Raw genomic sequence first — 16,050 nt, forward strand, 5'->3', positions numbered from 1 at the left:
TCTCTGACTTGGCACAATTGGAGCCATTCGGTGGTTACGAGTTGCTGACGTTCTGGATATCATGCTGGACTGATCGAAGGATCCCAGTGGGGAGCTGGCAACGTAATGGTTGACACATCAAGCGCCCAGATGTGGAACGCCATCCGGGCATGGACGATGAACCTCGAAGACTATCCTGGTTGGAAAGTGTGGAGGCGCAATCGGATCGGGCGCACTCTCTATTTTGAGGAAGCTTTTCCGACGACCTTGGAAAAGTACGAGGCCGAGTTCCAGTTCTCCGAAGAGGTCGAAAAGGAGCATACCGTTATTATCCAGTACCTTGGACTGGTGGAAGCTGTGGAGTCGCTGAAGGATTGCGAATACTATTTCCGTCGGTACCCATTTCGCGGACTGCCGGTCTCCCGACACAGACACATAACCAACGTCTGCGAAATGTTTTTCGGGCGTTTCTACGAAATAAAAGAGCGCATCAAGAAGTATTTGAAGGCAGTATCGGCAGTGGAACCAACACACCGTCTCAGTATTGGTGATTTTATAAAGAAATTTGATAAGATATTCGAACACGAGCTGCGGGAACGCAATCTTGCACATCACCACCGCCGCTTCGAGGATCTAGCGACAAACCAAGTCTTATTGACAGGCGTGATCTCTGCAGGCGACCCCGATAAGGGCTGGGAACGCGAGCACCTCACCGCGTATCGGGAGCTCTCGAACGAGTGGGTGCAGCGGGTGCGGTGTCGCGGTGCGCAGATGGACGAGTTTCTTGAAGCGATCGCCGCGGCAACCCTGGCCACCTGTAGCTTCCTATCGGCGCTGCTCCCAGATGAGCCGAAGTCGTCCTCTCTGGATCGCCCCGAGTAGACTGGCATCCAGCCCGGTAGGATGCGCAAAGGCGCGGATGGCGCGCCGTGCCCACGCGTAGAAGCGATGTGCTTCGCGGCTTCGCCGGCTTCCGCGTGGGCATCGCCCGTCCGGCCGATGCCCACTCCACGCTCGTTCATCCCGTGTCATTGGGATTTGGAAATTCCAAACTCGTCATTCCGACGCAGGTCGGAATCCAGAGCGGCTTTGCGACAGGCTCCGCCGCAACCGGATACCGGCTTTCGCCGGTATGACGACAATGGATTGCTCTACCGCCGCGCGCTCACGCAGATGTCGATGAGCGTCTGGGCGACCGCGGGCGCGGCCAGCGCGTCGCCCAGGCGCGACCAGCGTTCGGCCTCGCGCAGGCGGTCGAGCGCGGCCTCGATGTCGCCCCGCGACCAGCGCTCGAGCTGGCGCGTCACCGCCTCGCGCCGCTTGAAGAAGATCGGCGGCTTGGCCTTGTCGACGACGGCGCGGGCGGAGGTGCCCGCGTCCTTTTCGGCGCGCAGGGCGTGCAGCGTCAGGAAATGGCGGATGGCGGCCGAGACGAGCTGGGCGGGCTGGCCGCCGGCGGCGAGCAGGCGCTGCACGGCCCTGTCGAGGCTTGCCGCCTCGCCGAGGCCCGCCGCGTCGAGCGCCTGGTCGAGCTCCAGCGCCGAGACGTCGCCGACGATGGCGGCGACATCCTCGAGCGCCACCCGGCCGCCCGGCCCGGCGTAGAGGCAGAGCTTTTCCAGCTCCATGCGCGAGGCGCGCCGGTCGCCGCCGAGATGGGCGATGAGGAAGGCGCGGGCATCGGCATCGATGCGCATCTTCCGGGCGCCAAGCTCATCGTCGATCAGCGTCTCCAGATCGCGCTCCGTGTCGGCGTAGCAGGGCACCGCGGCGAAGGACGCGGTCGTCTCGAAGAGCTTGCGCAACCGGGAGGTGGGCGCGAGGTTGCCGGCCTCGACGATGATGAGACTGTCGGCGGCAATGCGCTCGACGAGCCCGGAAAGGGTGGCGGCGATGTCCTGGGATTCCGGCCGCACCCGGATCGCCCGCTGACCCCCGAACAACGCCATCGAGGTCGCCTCGTCGGCGATGCGCGCCGGATCCGCTTGGATGTCGGCCGCCTCGATGCGGGCAATCGCGAACGGGTCGTCGGACCCTTCGGTAAAGGCGGAAGCCGCCGTCTTGGCCCGCTCGCCGACAAGGCCGGCGTCGGGACCGTAGAGGAGGATGGCGCGGGTCTCCGCCGGCGGTTCGCGGACGAAGCGGTCGGCGCGGGCGGGCTGGACGATGGTCATCGAGGCTCTCCCGCCGGCCGGGAACCGCTCTAGCCGCGCGACGCGAAATAGGCGGCGATGCGGGTCTTCACATTCTCGGCGACGACCCTGGCGGCGCGGTCTTCCGCGTCGCGGGCGGCGCGCTGATTGGCGAACAGCTGCGTGGTGCGGTCGTAGGACGCGCGCGATGCGGACGAGCCGCCATGCAGCACCTTTCCGCTTTGCACGTCGATCAGGGTGAAGTTGGCGCGCAATTCGTAAATCTTGGTCACCGCCTCGCCGGTTCTCTGCAGCATGGTTTCTTCCGTGCCTTCCTTCAGCGTCACGACGAGCTTGTAAGGCGCGTCGGTCGCCTCGCCGGCCGAGAAGGCGTAGATGAGCTCGTTGCGCACCATCTGTCCGACGCGGCCCGCGATCGGCGCCACATTGACGCGCGACAGCTCCTCGATCACCGGCGAGGAACCGTCCTCGATGCTCCCATACATGGGCCGGAAGCAACCGGCCAGCAACAGGCATGCGGCCAGCGCCGCATAGCGAGCGAAAACCGCGTCAGGAAACCACATTGACGATCCTCTGCGGCACGACGATGACTTTTCTGACCGGCTTGCCGCCCAGCGCGCGCGCGACATTGGCAAGCGCCAGGGCCGCTTTCTCGATCTCTTCTTTCGCCGCATCGCGCGGGATTGTCAATTCGTCGCGGCGCTTGCCGTTGACCTGGACGGCGATGGTGATGGTGTCCTGGACCAGCATCGCCTGGTCGGCCGCCGGCCAGGGCTGCTCGGCGATGAGCGTCTCGTGGCCGAGCCTACGCCAGCATTCCTCGGCCAGATGCGGCATCATCGGCGCCGTCATCTGGACCAGGATCTCGACCGCCTCGCGCAACACGGCGGCCATGTCCGGCGCCGCGGCGCCTTTGCCGCGCGCGTCGGCAAGTGCCGCGGTGAGGCTGTTGGCGAGCTCATAGACGGCGGCGACCGCCCGGTTGAAGCGCAGCCGCGCAAGGTCGGTGTCGACGGCGTTGAGCGCCTTGTGGGCGGCCCGGCGCAGGGCGAGCGCCCGATCCGAGAGCGATTGGGGAAGCGGGGTCCCGGCGGGCGCGATCGCCGTCTCGCAATCGCCGATGAGCCGCCACAGCCGCTGCATGAAGCGCCAGGCGCCGTTGACGCCTTCCTCGGTCCAGTTGACGTCGCGCTCGGGCGGCGAATCCGACAGCATGAACCAGCGCGCCGTATCCGCCCCGTAGGCCTCGATGATGTCGGACGGGTCGACGGTGTTGCGCCGCGACTTCGACATCTTCTCGATTCCGCCGATTTCGACCGCTTCGCCGGTGTCGATCAGCGCCGCCGTGCGCAGGCCGCCCTCCTCGCGCACCCGCACCTCGGCCGGGCTCGCCCAGGTACCGTCCTTTCTGCGGTAGGTCTCGTGCACCACCATGCCCTGCGTGAACAGGCCGGCGAAGGGCTCGTCCATCCCGACATGGCCGGTGGCCCGCATGGCGCGGGTGAAGAAGCGCGAATAGAGCAGGTGCAGGATGGCGTGCTCGATGCCGCCGATATACTGGTCGACCGGCAGCCAGGCGTCGGCCGCCGCGCGGTCGGTGGGCGTTTCGGCCATGGGCGCGGTGAAGCGGACGAAATACCAGGACGAATCGACGAAGGTGTCCATGGTGTCGGTCTCGCGCCGTGCGGCTTTGCCGCAGGCCGGGCAAGGGGCGTTCTTCCAGGTCGGGTGGCGGTCGAGGGGATTGCCGGGCTTGTCGAAGGTCACATCCTCGGGCAGCGTCACCGGCAGCTCGGCCTCCTTGACCGGCACCGCGCCGCAGTCGGCGCAATGGACGATCGGGATCGGGCAGCCCCAATAGCGCTGGCGCGAGATGCCCCAGTCGCGCAGCCGGTAATTGGTCTGGCGCCTGCCCTGCGGACGGCCGCGCAGGGTCCGGCGTTCGAGCCGCTTTGCCGCCGCTTCGATCGCCGCGGGCACGCTCAGCCCGTTCAGGAAGCCGGAGTTGAACAGCGTTCCGTCCTCGACATAGGCCTCATCGCCGATGGTGAAGCTTGCGGGATCCGCGCCGTCCGGCAGCACCACGGGAATGACCTCCAGCCCGTAGGCGCGAACGAAATCGAGGTCACGCTGATCGTGAGCCGGGCAGCCGAATATCGCGCCGGTGCCGTAATCCATGAGGATGAAGTTAGCGACATAGACGGGCAGAAGTTTGTCCGCGATGAAGGGATGCCTGACCCGGATGCCGGTGTCGTAGCCCTTCTTCGCGGTGCTCTCGAGGGCCGCGACGCTGGTGCCGATCTTGCGGCATTCGGCGATGAAGGCGGCAAGCTTGGGGTCGGCCTCGGCCGCCGCGGCGGACAGCGGATGGTCCGGCGACAGCGCCATGAAGCTCGCGCCGTAGAGCGTGTCGGGCCGCGTCGTATAGATTTCGAGCTCGTCGTGGCCGGCGGGCGCCGTCTCCGCCACCGTCTCGAAGCGGACCAGCAGGCCTTCCGACTTGCCGATCCAGTTGCGCTGCATGAGGCGCACCTTCTCCGGCCAGCGGTCGAGCCCGTCGAGCGCCTGCAACAGGTCGTCTGAATAGGCCGAGATCTTGAAGAACCACTGGGTCAGCTCGCGCTGCTCGACGACGGCGCCGGAGCGCCAGCCGCGGCCGTCGATCACCTGCTCGTTGGCGAGCACCGTCCGGTCGACCGGGTCCCAATTCACCTTCGAGCGCTTGCGATATGCGAGGCCGGCCTTGAGGAAGTCGAGGAACAGCTTCTGCTGCTGCCTGTAATAGGCGGGATCGCAGGTGGCGAACTCGCGGCTCCAGTCGAGCGACAGGCCCATGGACTTGAGCTGGCCGCGCATCGCCTCGATGTTGGAATAGGTCCATTTCGCCGGGTGCACCTTTTGCGCCATGGCGGCGTTCTCGGCCGGCATGCCGAAGGCGTCCCAGCCCATCGGGTGCAGCACGTTGTAGCCCTTGGCGCGCATGGTGCGGGCGACGACATCGCCCATGGCGTAGTTGCGCACATGGCCCATGTGGATGCGGCCCGACGGATAGGGGAACATCTCCAGCACGTAATATTTCGGCCGCGGGTCGTCGTTGCGGGTGCGGAAGATGTCGCGCTCCGCCCACAGCTTCTGCCAGCGGGCTTCCGCTTCGCCGGCATTGTAGCGTTCAGACGCCATTGCGGTGATCCGTCGAGTAAGCCTGCGGCTATGGAGCAAAAAGGCTTAAGCGCGTCAACCGTTAGCACGTGCGGGGCGAGCGTGGCTGCGACAGTTTGGAAAGTGGCCGCTATGCGTTGGGAGCGGGATGATTTCAAACGTGGTCGTCCTTTCCGTCATTCCCGCGTAAAGCGGGAATCCATTGGCCGAAGCGAATTGGAACGCGGGTCGTGACGGGCCAAAGGCCTGCCAAGACGCACCGCCAATAGGCTCCCGCTTTCGCGGAAGCGACGAGATCGATTCGATCTGATTTCATCGCGTCTAGCAGCCGAGCGCGCAATGTCCGCTGCCGGGTCGAGGAACGGACTTCGCAAGGGGGCAACTCGCACGACGGGGGGGCGACCCCTTCCTGACAGAGATGTCCGGCGGCGGCATTTCCAACGGTCGGGCCTCGCTGCAACCTTTAGTTCTTGCGGCGGATGCGCGCGAAGCGCACGGTGGGGAAAGCGTATCCGGGGGGCTTTGACCGCCGGGCCGGATAAATGCGAAGGAGAAAGACCGATGCCATTCTACCTGACCCGGTTCAGCTACACGCCGGCCACATGGGCGAAGCTCATGAAGAACCCTGAGGATCGCCGAGCCGCAGCCAAGCAGTACATCGAAGCGGTCGGCGGAAAGTTGCACGGTTTCTGGTATGCCTTCGGCGATCACGACGGATACAACTTGTGGGAGGCTCCGGACAACACCTCGATGACAGCCACCGCGATTGCGATTGGCGCTGGCGGAGCGCTGGGTTCTTTCCAGACGACTGTCTTGTTGACCGTTGAGGAGACACTGGCAGCCTTGCAAAAGGCCTCGTCGATCAAGTATCGGCCACCGGGGGACAAAGGATAAGAGCACTCCGCGCTCAAATCGATACCACGACCCGGCCTTCCAGCTCCTTGTTACTCCACAGAATCGCCAGATTTTCGTCGGCGAAAAGCTCGGGGAGCCGCAGGTCGCGATAGAACAGGGCGACTGGATTCGCGACACCCCTGAGCGCGACGGTCGCCAGCAGCTCGATGCGAACCGAGGCGTCGGTCACGCTCTCCATGACCGCGTCACTCACGGGGACCTGGTTTTCGTCGGCGGTGACGGTCAGCCGACGAACGGCGCGTTTATGAGGTCACGGCCTGGACAGTGGTGAGCCGCCATTGAATGGTCGGTTATGGCACATCCCAGTCGTAAGCCCTGATTTCACGCAACGTCCGCAATCCGATCCAGGAAGGGCCTTGCCGCCCCACCCGCTGTTTCATCCGGTCTGGGGCAAACTTAAGACACGGACCGCTACCCCGGGCGTGCGACATCCTGTATGGGAGGGCGCATGGACGAGAGACGGGCGCGGGAAAGCGCGGCGGCGCGGCTGGAGGCGGTGCGCGGGCGCATCGCGCACGCCGCGCGCGAGGCCGGCCGCGATCCGGCCGAGATCACGCTGATTGCCGTGTCGAAAACCTTCCCGGCGGAGGCGATCGAGCCGGTGATCGCCGCGGGGCAGCTCGTGTTCGGCGAGAACCGGGTGCAGGAGGCGAAGGCCAAATGGCCGGACTTGCGGGCGCAGCACCCGTCGCTGAAGCTGCATCTGGTCGGCCCCTTGCAATCGAACAAGGTCAAGGACGCGGTCGGCCTCGCCGACGCCATCCACACGATCGACCGGGAAAAGATCGCCAAGGCGATCGCCGACGAGCAGGCCCGCACGGGGCGGCGACTCGAGCTTTTCGTCGAGGTCAATACCGGGGGCGAGGCGCAGAAGGCGGGCGTCGATCCGCGCGAGGCCGCCGCGTTCGTCGCCCGCTGCCGCGACGAGTTCGGGCTGACGATCAGCGGCCTGATGTGCATTCCGCCCTTCGACGAGGCGCCGGCGCCGCACTTCGCGCTGTTGCGCAAGATCGCCGGCGAGGCTGGCGTCACCGGCCTCAGCATGGGGATGAGCGCCGATTTCGAGATCGCCATCGCCTATGGCGCCACCCATGTGCGGGTCGGCACCGCCATCTTCGGCGAACGGGGCTAGAGTGAGCGCCGATACCATAAACCCTTCTCCCCGTTGGCGGGGGAGAAAGCAAAATCAAGGTGTTAGCCGAGCCCAAGCGAGGCTAACCCTTGAATTTTGCAAGAGGGGGGGCCAGTACCCCCCACCTGAAAAATCTAACGCTTGGCTTCGCGTGGGCTCCGCCAAGACGTTGATTTTTCTTCCTCCCCCGAAAGGGGGGAGGAGGAATATTTTGCGCCGACCCGAGTCGTCGTCGTCTAGCCGATGCGCAGCATCGCGCCGGGCGAAACTTGGCTGAGCAGGCGGCGCATGTCGCGCCCGTTGACGGCGATGCAGCCTTCGGTCGGCGCATAGCCGGGCCGTGCGAGATGCAGAAAGATGGCGCTGCCGCGCCCCTTGAGGACGGGCGCGTCATTATAGGCGATCTCGACGCAGATATCGTAGAGAGGATCGTCGCGCCACATGCGCTCATGGCGGCTTGAGGACGGCAGGCGGACAAGGCGGTTATACTCGGGGCTCGAAGGGTCCTCGCACCAGCCGAGCGCGGGCGACAGGGGGACGGTCGTAAGCGCCGTTTGCGGCCTTGCGCCCCGGTCGGGGCGGAAGAAGACGCGGCCGAGCGCAAAACGCCCCATCGGGGTTGCGCCGTCGCCCTCGCGTTTCCTGACCGCGATGCCGGCGCGGCCGAAGGAGCAACGGTAGATCGCGCCGCCAAGCGACAGAACGCCGCGCTGTGCCGCCGCGGAGAGAAAGAAGGCGCGGATTTCGCCGGAAGGGTCGGACCCGAGCGTCATTGCCGGTCACGCGCGTTCATGATGCAGCCATCCGTTTAGCGCATTCTATTGAAAGTCGTAACGTGGGTGTCCTACATGTTGACATGCGGCGCGTTACGGCAAAGACGGTCGGAGGCCGAGCAATGAGTGCCATTCGAAAGATCCTCATCGTCGACGACGACGACGATTTGCGCGAGTCCCTGGTCGAGCAGCTTGACCTGCACGAGGAATTCGAGACCGCCGACGTCGCCACTGCCTCGGAGGGGCTGCAATTCGTCAAGAAGGATCATGCCGACCTGGTGCTGCTCGATGTCGGCCTGCCGGACATCGACGGGCGCGAGGCGTGCAAGCTGATGCGCCGCTCGGGCTTCAACAGCCCGGTGATCATGCTGACCGCCCAGGACAGCGATTCCGACACCATCCTGGGGCTGGAGTCCGGCGCCAACGACTATGTCACCAAGCCGTTCCGCTTCGCCGTGCTCTTGGCCCGCATCCGCGCCCAGCTGCGCCAGCACGAGCAGAGCGAGGATGCGGTCTTTTCCATCGGCTCCTACACTTTCCGCCCCAGCGCCAAGCTGCTCATCGACGCGGCCGGCCGCAAGGTGCGGCTGACCGAGAAGGAGACGGCGATCCTCAAATATCTTTACCGCACCGGCGAGAAGGTGGTGACCCGCGACGTGCTGCTGCACGAGGTCTGGGGCTACAATGCCGGCGTGACCACGCATACGCTCGAAACCCATATCTACCGGCTGCGCCAGAAGATCGAGCGCGACCCGTCCAGCGCCGAGCTCCTGGTCACCGAGGGCGGCGGCTACAAGCTGGTGCCCTAGAGCGGTTCATGGTTCCCTATAACCATGAACCGCTCTAGAGCATGTTCCGCAAGAGTGGGACCCGGTTTTGCCATAAGAATATGCTCAACCGAATGGATAGGACCGAAATCCGATTCAGATCGGGTCGATTTCGGTTGAGGCGATGATCGCGTATGGCCGGTGAATCCGATAGGGGAAGAGCGGCGTGAACCTCCACCGGGATGTCGGTTTCCTGCGCGGCTTGCCGCTGTTTCAGTTTTTCGGCGAGGACCAGCTGCAGCTCGTGGCGTTCAATTGCAGCCACCGCGGCTATGAGGACGGCCAGCTCCTGTTCAAAAAGGGCGAGCAGGCGGCTAGCGCCTTCATCATTGTTTCCGGCGCCGTCGAGTTCGTCGGCGAAACCGGCAGGCAACTCTACGGCGAGGGCCGGTTCGGCCCGGGAACGGTCATCGGCGAGACGACGATGATCGTCCGCTCGCAGCGCCCGGCCGCCGCGCGCGCGGTGGGCGAGGTTGAAGCGATGGAGATTCCCCGCTCGGTCTTCCTCCGCGTGCTCAGGGAATATCCGGAGATCGCCGAAAAGATTCGCCGCGTCATGGCCTCGCGCGTCGGCGCCTTCGTCGCCGAGCTGAAGGACTACCAGACGGACTTTACCGAAGAGACCGCTTAAGCCGCACCACGACGGGCGCGTGGTCGGAAGGCTGCGGCCAGCCGCGCGCCTGCTTGATCACCTCGGCGGTGACGACGCGCTCGGCAAGGCCCGGGCTTGCCCAGATATGGTCGAGGCGCCGGCCGCGGTCGGACGCCTCCCAGTCCTGCGCGCGGTAGCTCCACCAGGTGTAGAGCCGCTCTTCGGGCGGGATCTGCGCCCGGACCACGTCGACCCAGTCGCCGGCCGCCTGGACCGCGTTCAAATGCTCGACCTCGACCGGTGTGTGGCTGACGACCCGCAACAGCTGCTTGTGCGACCAGACGTCGGTCTCCAGCGGCGCGATGTTGAGATCGCCGACGAGAAGGGCAGCGCCATTGCCGCGCAAGCCCCGCGACCAGGCCCGCATCTCGGAGAGAAATTCAAGCTTGTGGGCGAATTTGTCGTTGACCTCCGGGTCGGGGATGTCGCCGCCCGCCGGAACGTAGAAATTGTGCACCGTGATGCCGGCAAGATCGGCGCCCGCGTCGGTCCCGAAGCTGACGGCGAGGTGTCGGGCATCCTCCTTGCCGCAGAAGGACAAGCTCTCGACTTGAGCGAACGGCCGGCGGGACAGGGTGGCAACGCCGTGATAGGCCTTCTGGCCATTGACGGCGATGTGACGATAGCCGAGCTCGTGCAAGGCCGCGGCCGGAAAATGGCCGTTGGCGCACTTGATTTCCTGCAAGCAGAGAATGTCCGGCCGCTGCGCCTCCAGAAACCGGCCGACCTGGGCCACGCGCAGGCGGATGGAGTTGATGTTCCAGGTGGCGACGGTAACGGTCATGGGCGGGCGGCGGGGCGTCAATGGGAGAGCTTTCTTTGCCCTTGAAAATGGGCAATTTCAAGCCTCGTGCCGCAAAAAGTGCGCCCGGCTTCGGGCGAAGCCGGGCGCTTGAGCCGCTTACGCGGTGCGCCGGGAGGGAAAGCCGGCGCAGCAGGACCGTCAGCCGGCTAGACGGGGGGCACTACCGATGAAACGCTGACGGCCCGCTCTAACGATTTAAATAGTCCCGCTTTGGCCCCATTTCAATAGGTCAGCCGCCCGCCTCACGGACATTTGTAGTGCGCCGCGCGCCGGGCTAGCGTTCATTCGTGTTGAGAATAAGATTGTCGTTTATCCAGAAGAGCTTAGGGTCAAAGTTGAGGCCCGCGACCAGGTCGAACACGGCGACCTGCGTGGTCAGGCCCTGGGCGTCGACGACGGTCCATTGCTTGAGGGCGAAGATCGGGCCGCCGAAGATCAGGGTGAGCTGGCCCGGAGCGCTCCCCGACGCCGCCTCCACGGTCACTTCGATGTCGCCCAAGCGGCGCTCGAAGCCGACGATCCGCGCATCCTTGAACAGATCGACGCGCTTGCCGAGCAACAGGCTGAGCGGCGTGGTGACGAGCGGATATTTCTGCGTCGACTGCAGCTTGCGGTCCTCGATGCCGACCCAGAAACCGTCGGCGACGACCAGAATCGGGTTGGGCGGGGAATATTCGAAGCGCATGCGCCCGGGCCGCTGCAGGTAGAAATTGCCTTCCGCGAACTCGCCATCGGGCCCGATCTGGGTGAAGCGGCCCTTCACGCTTCCCAGGCTGTTGATATAGGCGTTGATCTGGCGGACGATGGCGATCTGGTCTTCGTTCAGTTCGATGCCCGTGCGGGCCTGCGCCGGAAGCACGGCGAGCGCGATGATGGCCAGGATCGCCACTGCAATTGCCGCCATGCCGATGCGCTTCATCAATCGCTCCTTGCGCTCTTCGCTCATGCTTCAACCCTTGACAACAGACCTTTGTGGCAAGATCGCGACGCTGGCACGGCCGCAATCTGCCGCTACCCCGATCGATCACCCCCTCGCTCGGTCGTCCCTCAGGTCGATCGTCTGCCCCGTCAATCCGCCCCCTCGAGCAGGATCTCGCGCTTGCCGGCATGGTTGGCGGGGCCGACGATCCCCTCCTCCTCCATGCGCTCGATGATGGTCGCGGCGCGGTTATAGCCGATCGACAGGCGGCGCTGGATATAGCTGGTCGAGGCCTTGCGGTCGCGCAGCACGACTTCCACCGCCTGCTGATAGAGATCGTCGCCCTCGCCGCCGAAGCCGGCCATGATGTCGTAGCCCCCCTCTTCCGGCTCCTCGGTGACCGCGTCGAGATATTCCGGCGTGCCCTGGTTCTTGAGGTAGCAGACGACGCGCTCGAGGTCGGCGTCGGAGACGAACGGCCCGTGAACACGGGTGATGCGCCCGCCGCCGGCCATGTGCAGCATGTCGCCCAAGCCCAGGAGCTGCTCCGCGCCCTGCTCGCCGAGAATGGTGCGGCTGTCGATCTTCGAGGTGACCTGAAACGAGATGCGGGTCGGGAAATTGGCCTTGATGGTGCCGGTGATGACGTCGACGGAAGGCCGCTGCGTGGCGGTGATGAGGTGGATGCCGGCGGCCCGCGCCATCTGCGCCAGGCGCTGCACGGCGCCCTCGATCTCCTTGCCGGCGACCATCATCAGGTCGGCCATCTCGTCGACGACGACGATGAGATAGGGCATCGGCTCGGGCGCCATCTCCTCGGTCTCGTAGAGCGCCTCGCCGGTCTCCGGGTCGAACCCGGTCTGCACGGTGCGGGAGATGGTCTCGCCGGCCTCGAGCGCCTGGCCGACGCGCTGGTTGAAGCCGTCGATGTTGCGCACGCCGAGCTTCGACATCTTCATGTAGCGCTCTTCCATCTCCCGCACCGTCCATTTCAGCGCCACGACGGCCTTTTTCGGGTCGGTGACCACCGGGGCGAGGAGATGGGGAATGCCGTCATAGACCGACAGTTCCAGCATCTTCGGGTCGACCATGATCATCCGGCATTGCTCGGGTGGCAGGCGGTAGATCAGCGACAGGATCATGGTGTTGATGCCGACCGACTTGCCCGACCCGGTGGTCCCGGCGATCAGCAGATGCGGCATGCGGGCAAGATCGGCGATGACCGGCTCGCCGCCGATGGTCTTGCCGAGCGCCAGCGGCAGCCGGGCCTTGGAGCGTTCATAGTCCTGCGAGGCCAGGATCTCGCGCAGGAAGACGATCTCGCGTTCGGAATTCGGCAGTTCGATGCCGATGACGTTGCGGCCGGGCACGACGGCGACGCGGCAGGCGATGGCGCTCATCGAGCGGGCGATGTCGTCGGCAAGCCCGATCACGCGCGCCGACTTGATGCCCGGCGCGGGCTCCAGCTCGTAAAGGGTGACGACCGGGCCCGGGCGCACATTGATGATTTCGCCCTTGACGCCGAAATCGTCGAGCACGCCTTCGAGCAGCCGCGCATTCTGTTCCAGTGCCTGGGTGCTGACGGTGGTCTTGCGCGCCGCGCTCTTGGCGGCCGTGAGAAGTTGCAGATGCGGCAGCCGGTAGGTGCTGCCGGCAAACAGCGACGGCTGCGCCTCGCGGGCGGCCCGCTGACCCGGCCTCGGCGCCGGCGCCCGGGCCTCGACATTGTAGCACTTAGCCGCTGTCGCCTGCGCGTCGTCGGAGGGCGCCGCGCCGGGCGCCCGCAGGCCGGCAAAGTGCGGTTCGATGCGCCCGTCCGGCAGCACGTGAAAATCGCCGGCGTCAGGGTCTGTCCGTCCGAGCAGGCGGTCGCGCAGCCGGCGCCAGTCGCGGGCGTAACGGATGAGCCGCTTGGTCCGGGCGCGCGCGGCAAGCACGAGATGTTCGAGCGCGCCGATGAGGCTCATGGGCGCGGCCGCGTCCTCGTCCTCGGTGTCGAAATCCTCCCCGCCGCGGTCGACGAGAAGGCGGGCGAGGCTCATTTGCGCGGCATAGGCGAGGCCTGCCAGTGTCGCGGCGGCGAAGATGAGCCCGCCGAGCGCGTGGGTGAGGAGGTTTGCCGGCAGGGCCAGCGCCGACAGGGCCAGCGCCAGCACCCTGTCGCCGAGAAAACCGCCGAGGCCGCTGGGCAGCGGCCAGGTGACCGGCACCGGCCAGGTGGCGGCGCAGGCGCTCGCCGCGATGAGCGCGCCGATGGCGGCAAGCACCCGCCGGCGCCGGCGCGGAAACGGGCTCTGGGTCAGGGCGAGCCAGCCCCAGCGCCACAATAGAAAAATGAGAATGACCGCGCCGAGCCCGAAGATCTGCATCGCCAGATCGGCGGCGACCGCGCCCGGATAGCCGAGCAGGTTCTGCTGCGCGCGGGCCGCGGCATGGTTGAGGCTCGGGTCCTGGATCGACCAGGTGGCCATGGCCAGTGCCAGCGCCAGGCCGGCGATGATCATCGCGCCGCCGGAAAGCTCGGCCGCCCATCGGCGCGTCAGGCGGCGAAGCGGTTCCGGAAAGATCAGGTCAACCGCGAGCGACCGGCTGAACAGTCCCATCGAGGCACTCCCAACGCACAAAACAAACAAACGCGACACCCACTGCCGAACCCTAAGGGGAGGTGGTTAAGCGGCGCTTAACCCTATGGCATTTAGTGCCGGCGCGCGGCCAAAAAAGACCCCCCGGCTTCAGCCCGGGTCGAGACGCATGACAAGGCCGCCCGATCGCCGCCGTTTCCTCAGCGCGTCGGCAGGTCTGTCTCCGGATTGGCGCTGATCTGGTGGATCGCGAGATCCGCGCCCTGCAGCTCCTCATCCCGCGTCAGCCGCAATCCGACCGTCGACTTCAGGGCGCCGTAGATGACGAGGCCGGCGCCGAAGGCGTAAGCCGCGCCCGCCACCGAGCCGATGAGCTGGGAAAAGAAGGCGACGCCGCCAAGGCCGCCCAACGCCTCGAGGCCGAAAACGCCGGCGGCGATGCCGCCCCACAGGCCGCACATGCCGTGCAGCGGCCAGACGCCGAGCACGTCGTCGATCTTCCAGCGGTTCTGGCACAGATTGAAGCCGGTGACGAAGAGGGCGCCGGCGGCGGCGCCGATGACGAGCGCGCCGATGGGGTGAACCAGGTCGGAGCCGGCGCAGATGGCCACCAGCCCGGCGAGCGCCCCATTGTGCACGAAGCCGGGGTCGTTGCGGCCGACGAACAGCGCCGCAAGGATGCCGCCGGCCATGGCCATCAGCGAGTTCATGGCGACGAGGCCGGAGATCGCCGCCAGCGATCCGGCGCTCATCACGTTGAAGCCGAACCAGCCGATGCACAACAGCCAGGAGCCGAGCGCCAGCCACGGGATGCTCGACGGCGGAATGCCGACCGCCCGGCCCTGGGCGTCATAGCGTCCGGTGCGCGGCCCGAGCAGAATGACCGCGCCGAGCGCCATCCAGCCGCCGACCGCGTGGACCACGATGGAACCTGCGAAATCGTGGAACTCGGCGCCGAAGCGCGCCGCGAGCCGGTCCTGGACGCCGAAATTGCCGTTCCACACCGCGCCCTCGAACAGCGGATAGGCGACGGCGACGATGATGGCGGTGGCCAGGCACTGCGGCAGAAAACGCATGCGCTCGGCGATGCCGCCGGAGATGATGGCGGCGATGGCGGCCGCGAAGGTCAACAGGAAGAAGAACTTGACCAGCGTCAGCCCCTGGCCGGCGAAGCCTTCCGCGCCGCCCGAAATCGCCGCCGCGCTCTGGAAGAAGCCGACGCCATAGGCGATGAGGTAGCCGATGAAGAAATAGGCGACGGTGGAGATGGCGAAATCGACGATGATCTTGACCAGGGCGTTGACCTGGCTGCGGCGGCGCACGGTGCCGACCTCGAGAAAGGCGAAGCCGCCATGCATGGCGAAGACGAGGATGGCGCCCATCAGTACGAAGAAGACGTCGGCGCCGATCGGTTGCGGTTCCATTCGGCCGTTCCCCCTGTTTCGGGCTTGTTTTTCGGCCGAGCGGCGGCCGAAGATCGATCATCTGCCTAAACAATGATCATGCCAATTGCGCGAATGGATGAAAAGATTTTGATTATCAATATGTTATAAGGTCGCAGTCAGCGCGGGAAAAAAAGGCAACGCCCAATAAGCAGGCAGAAACTTTAGGCGATCTGCCTATTCCTTGGGCAAAAAAACGGGCACGGCAGCGCGCCGCGCCCGCATCTGGTCGGGTATCGAGCGGTCGGCGGGGAGGAGCGCGCCGGCCGCTGGCCGCCTACTGGACCACTTCGCCGTGCAGGCCGATGTCGAGCCCCTCGACCTCGGTCTCGCGCTCGACCCTGAGCCCGATCAGGGCGTCAATGATCTTCAGGATCACGAAGCTCGCCACAGCGCTCCAGACGATGGTGGCGGCGATGCCGTATATCTGGGTGATCACCTGGCCGCCATTGCCTTCCAGGAGGCCGGCGGTGCCGCCATAGGCTTCGGCGGCGAAAACGCCGGTCAGCACGGCGCCGGTGATGCCGCCGACGCCGTGGATGCCGAACACGTCGAGCGAATCGTCGTAGCCGAGCCTGGCTTTCAGCCAGACCACGGCCCAGAAGCACAAGATGCCGGCGGCAAGCCCGATGAACAGAGCCCCCACCGGGGTGACGAAGGCGCAGGCCGGCGTAATCGCGACCAGGCCGGAGATGGCGCCGGAGATGATGCC

The 16,050-nt window shown here is 65.8% G+C and carries 15 protein-coding genes; 5 read left to right on the forward strand and 10 right to left on the reverse strand.

The genetic code is table 11. The features are described 5' to 3' along the window. Positions 1-105 precede the first annotated feature (105 nt). Complete coding sequence (locus Q8P46_16710; protein ID MDP2621789.1) at positions 106-861, forward strand: hypothetical protein; 756 nt, start codon at positions 106-108, stop codon at positions 859-861. A 269-nt stretch (positions 862-1,130) separates the two neighbouring features. Here the strand turns inward: Q8P46_16710 and holA are convergent, their stop codons facing one another. From holA to leuS, 3 genes are read right to left on the reverse strand one after another with little or no spacing between them, the layout of a single operon-like run. Beyond that, complete coding sequence (holA, locus tag Q8P46_16715; GenBank protein ID MDP2621790.1) at positions 1,131-2,153, reverse strand: DNA polymerase III subunit delta; 1,023 nt, start codon at positions 2,151-2,153, stop codon at positions 1,131-1,133. 29 nt (positions 2,154-2,182) lie between these two features. Beyond that, positions 2,183-2,695 (reverse strand): LPS assembly lipoprotein LptE, encoded by a 513-nt coding sequence (gene lptE / locus Q8P46_16720; GenBank protein MDP2621791.1) that lies wholly within the window; start codon positions 2,693-2,695, stop codon positions 2,183-2,185. Continuing rightward, the gene (gene leuS / locus Q8P46_16725) at positions 2,682-5,312 is read right to left on the reverse strand and encodes a leucine--tRNA ligase (GenBank protein ID MDP2621792.1); all 2,631 of its coding nucleotides are present in this window, start codon (positions 5,310-5,312) and stop codon (positions 2,682-2,684) included. Before leuS ends, lptE begins: the two co-directional genes overlap by 14 nt. Positions 5,313-5,852: 540 nt before the next feature. On the opposite strand from leuS, the gene Q8P46_16730 reads away from it, so the two are divergent. Then, complete coding sequence (locus Q8P46_16730) at positions 5,853-6,185, forward strand: GYD domain-containing protein (protein MDP2621793.1); 333 nt, start codon at positions 5,853-5,855, stop codon at positions 6,183-6,185. A 13-nt stretch (positions 6,186-6,198) separates the two neighbouring features. Here Q8P46_16730 and Q8P46_16735 read toward each other — a convergent pair whose 3' ends face one another. Then, complete coding sequence (locus tag Q8P46_16735) at positions 6,199-6,399, reverse strand: hypothetical protein (GenBank protein MDP2621794.1); 201 nt, start codon at positions 6,397-6,399, stop codon at positions 6,199-6,201. 255 nt (positions 6,400-6,654) lie between these two features. Here Q8P46_16735 and Q8P46_16740 point away from each other — a divergent pair, with 255 nt between their 5' ends. Further along, complete coding sequence (locus Q8P46_16740) at positions 6,655-7,338, forward strand: YggS family pyridoxal phosphate-dependent enzyme (GenBank protein ID MDP2621795.1); 684 nt, start codon at positions 6,655-6,657, stop codon at positions 7,336-7,338. A gap of 236 nt (positions 7,339-7,574) precedes the next feature. On the opposite strand, the gene Q8P46_16745 is transcribed toward Q8P46_16740, so the two are convergent. Further along, positions 7,575-8,111 (reverse strand): L,D-transpeptidase family protein, encoded by a 537-nt coding sequence (locus Q8P46_16745; protein ID MDP2621796.1) that lies wholly within the window; start codon positions 8,109-8,111, stop codon positions 7,575-7,577. Between the two features lie 122 nt (positions 8,112-8,233). Between Q8P46_16745 and Q8P46_16750 the strand changes: the two genes are divergently transcribed. Then, complete coding sequence (locus tag Q8P46_16750; protein MDP2621797.1) at positions 8,234-8,920, forward strand: response regulator transcription factor; 687 nt, start codon at positions 8,234-8,236, stop codon at positions 8,918-8,920. 184 nt (positions 8,921-9,104) lie between these two features. Beyond that, positions 9,105-9,569, forward strand: a complete 465-nt coding sequence (locus Q8P46_16755; protein ID MDP2621798.1) for a Crp/Fnr family transcriptional regulator — start codon at positions 9,105-9,107, stop codon at positions 9,567-9,569. Here the strand turns inward: Q8P46_16755 and Q8P46_16760 are convergent. The 5 genes from Q8P46_16760 to Q8P46_16780 form a co-directional block, all read right to left on the reverse strand. Beyond that, complete coding sequence (locus Q8P46_16760) at positions 9,550-10,374, reverse strand: exodeoxyribonuclease III (protein MDP2621799.1); 825 nt, start codon at positions 10,372-10,374, stop codon at positions 9,550-9,552. The genes Q8P46_16755 and Q8P46_16760 overlap by 20 nt on opposite strands. A gap of 295 nt (positions 10,375-10,669) precedes the next feature. Beyond that, positions 10,670-11,341 carry an outer-membrane lipoprotein carrier protein LolA gene (locus tag Q8P46_16765; protein MDP2621800.1) on the reverse strand — a complete coding sequence of 224 codons (672 nt, stop codon included), beginning with the start codon at positions 11,339-11,341 and terminating at the stop codon, positions 10,670-10,672. 122 nt (positions 11,342-11,463) lie between these two features. Further along, a complete protein-coding gene (locus Q8P46_16770; GenBank protein ID MDP2621801.1) occupies positions 11,464-13,818 on the reverse strand; it encodes a DNA translocase FtsK 4TM domain-containing protein in 2,355 nt (784 codons plus the stop codon). A 278-nt stretch (positions 13,819-14,096) separates the two neighbouring features. Further along, positions 14,097-15,320, reverse strand: a complete 1,224-nt coding sequence (locus Q8P46_16775) for an ammonium transporter (protein ID MDP2621802.1) — start codon at positions 15,318-15,320, stop codon at positions 14,097-14,099. A 295-nt stretch (positions 15,321-15,615) separates the two neighbouring features. Then, positions 15,616-16,050: ammonia channel protein (locus tag Q8P46_16780; GenBank protein MDP2621803.1), on the reverse strand; the 435-nt coding region annotated here is incomplete at its 5' end.

The organism is Hyphomicrobiales bacterium (assembly GCA_030688605.1).
Taxonomy (GTDB): Bacteria; Pseudomonadota; Alphaproteobacteria; order Rhizobiales; family NORP267; genus JAUYJB01.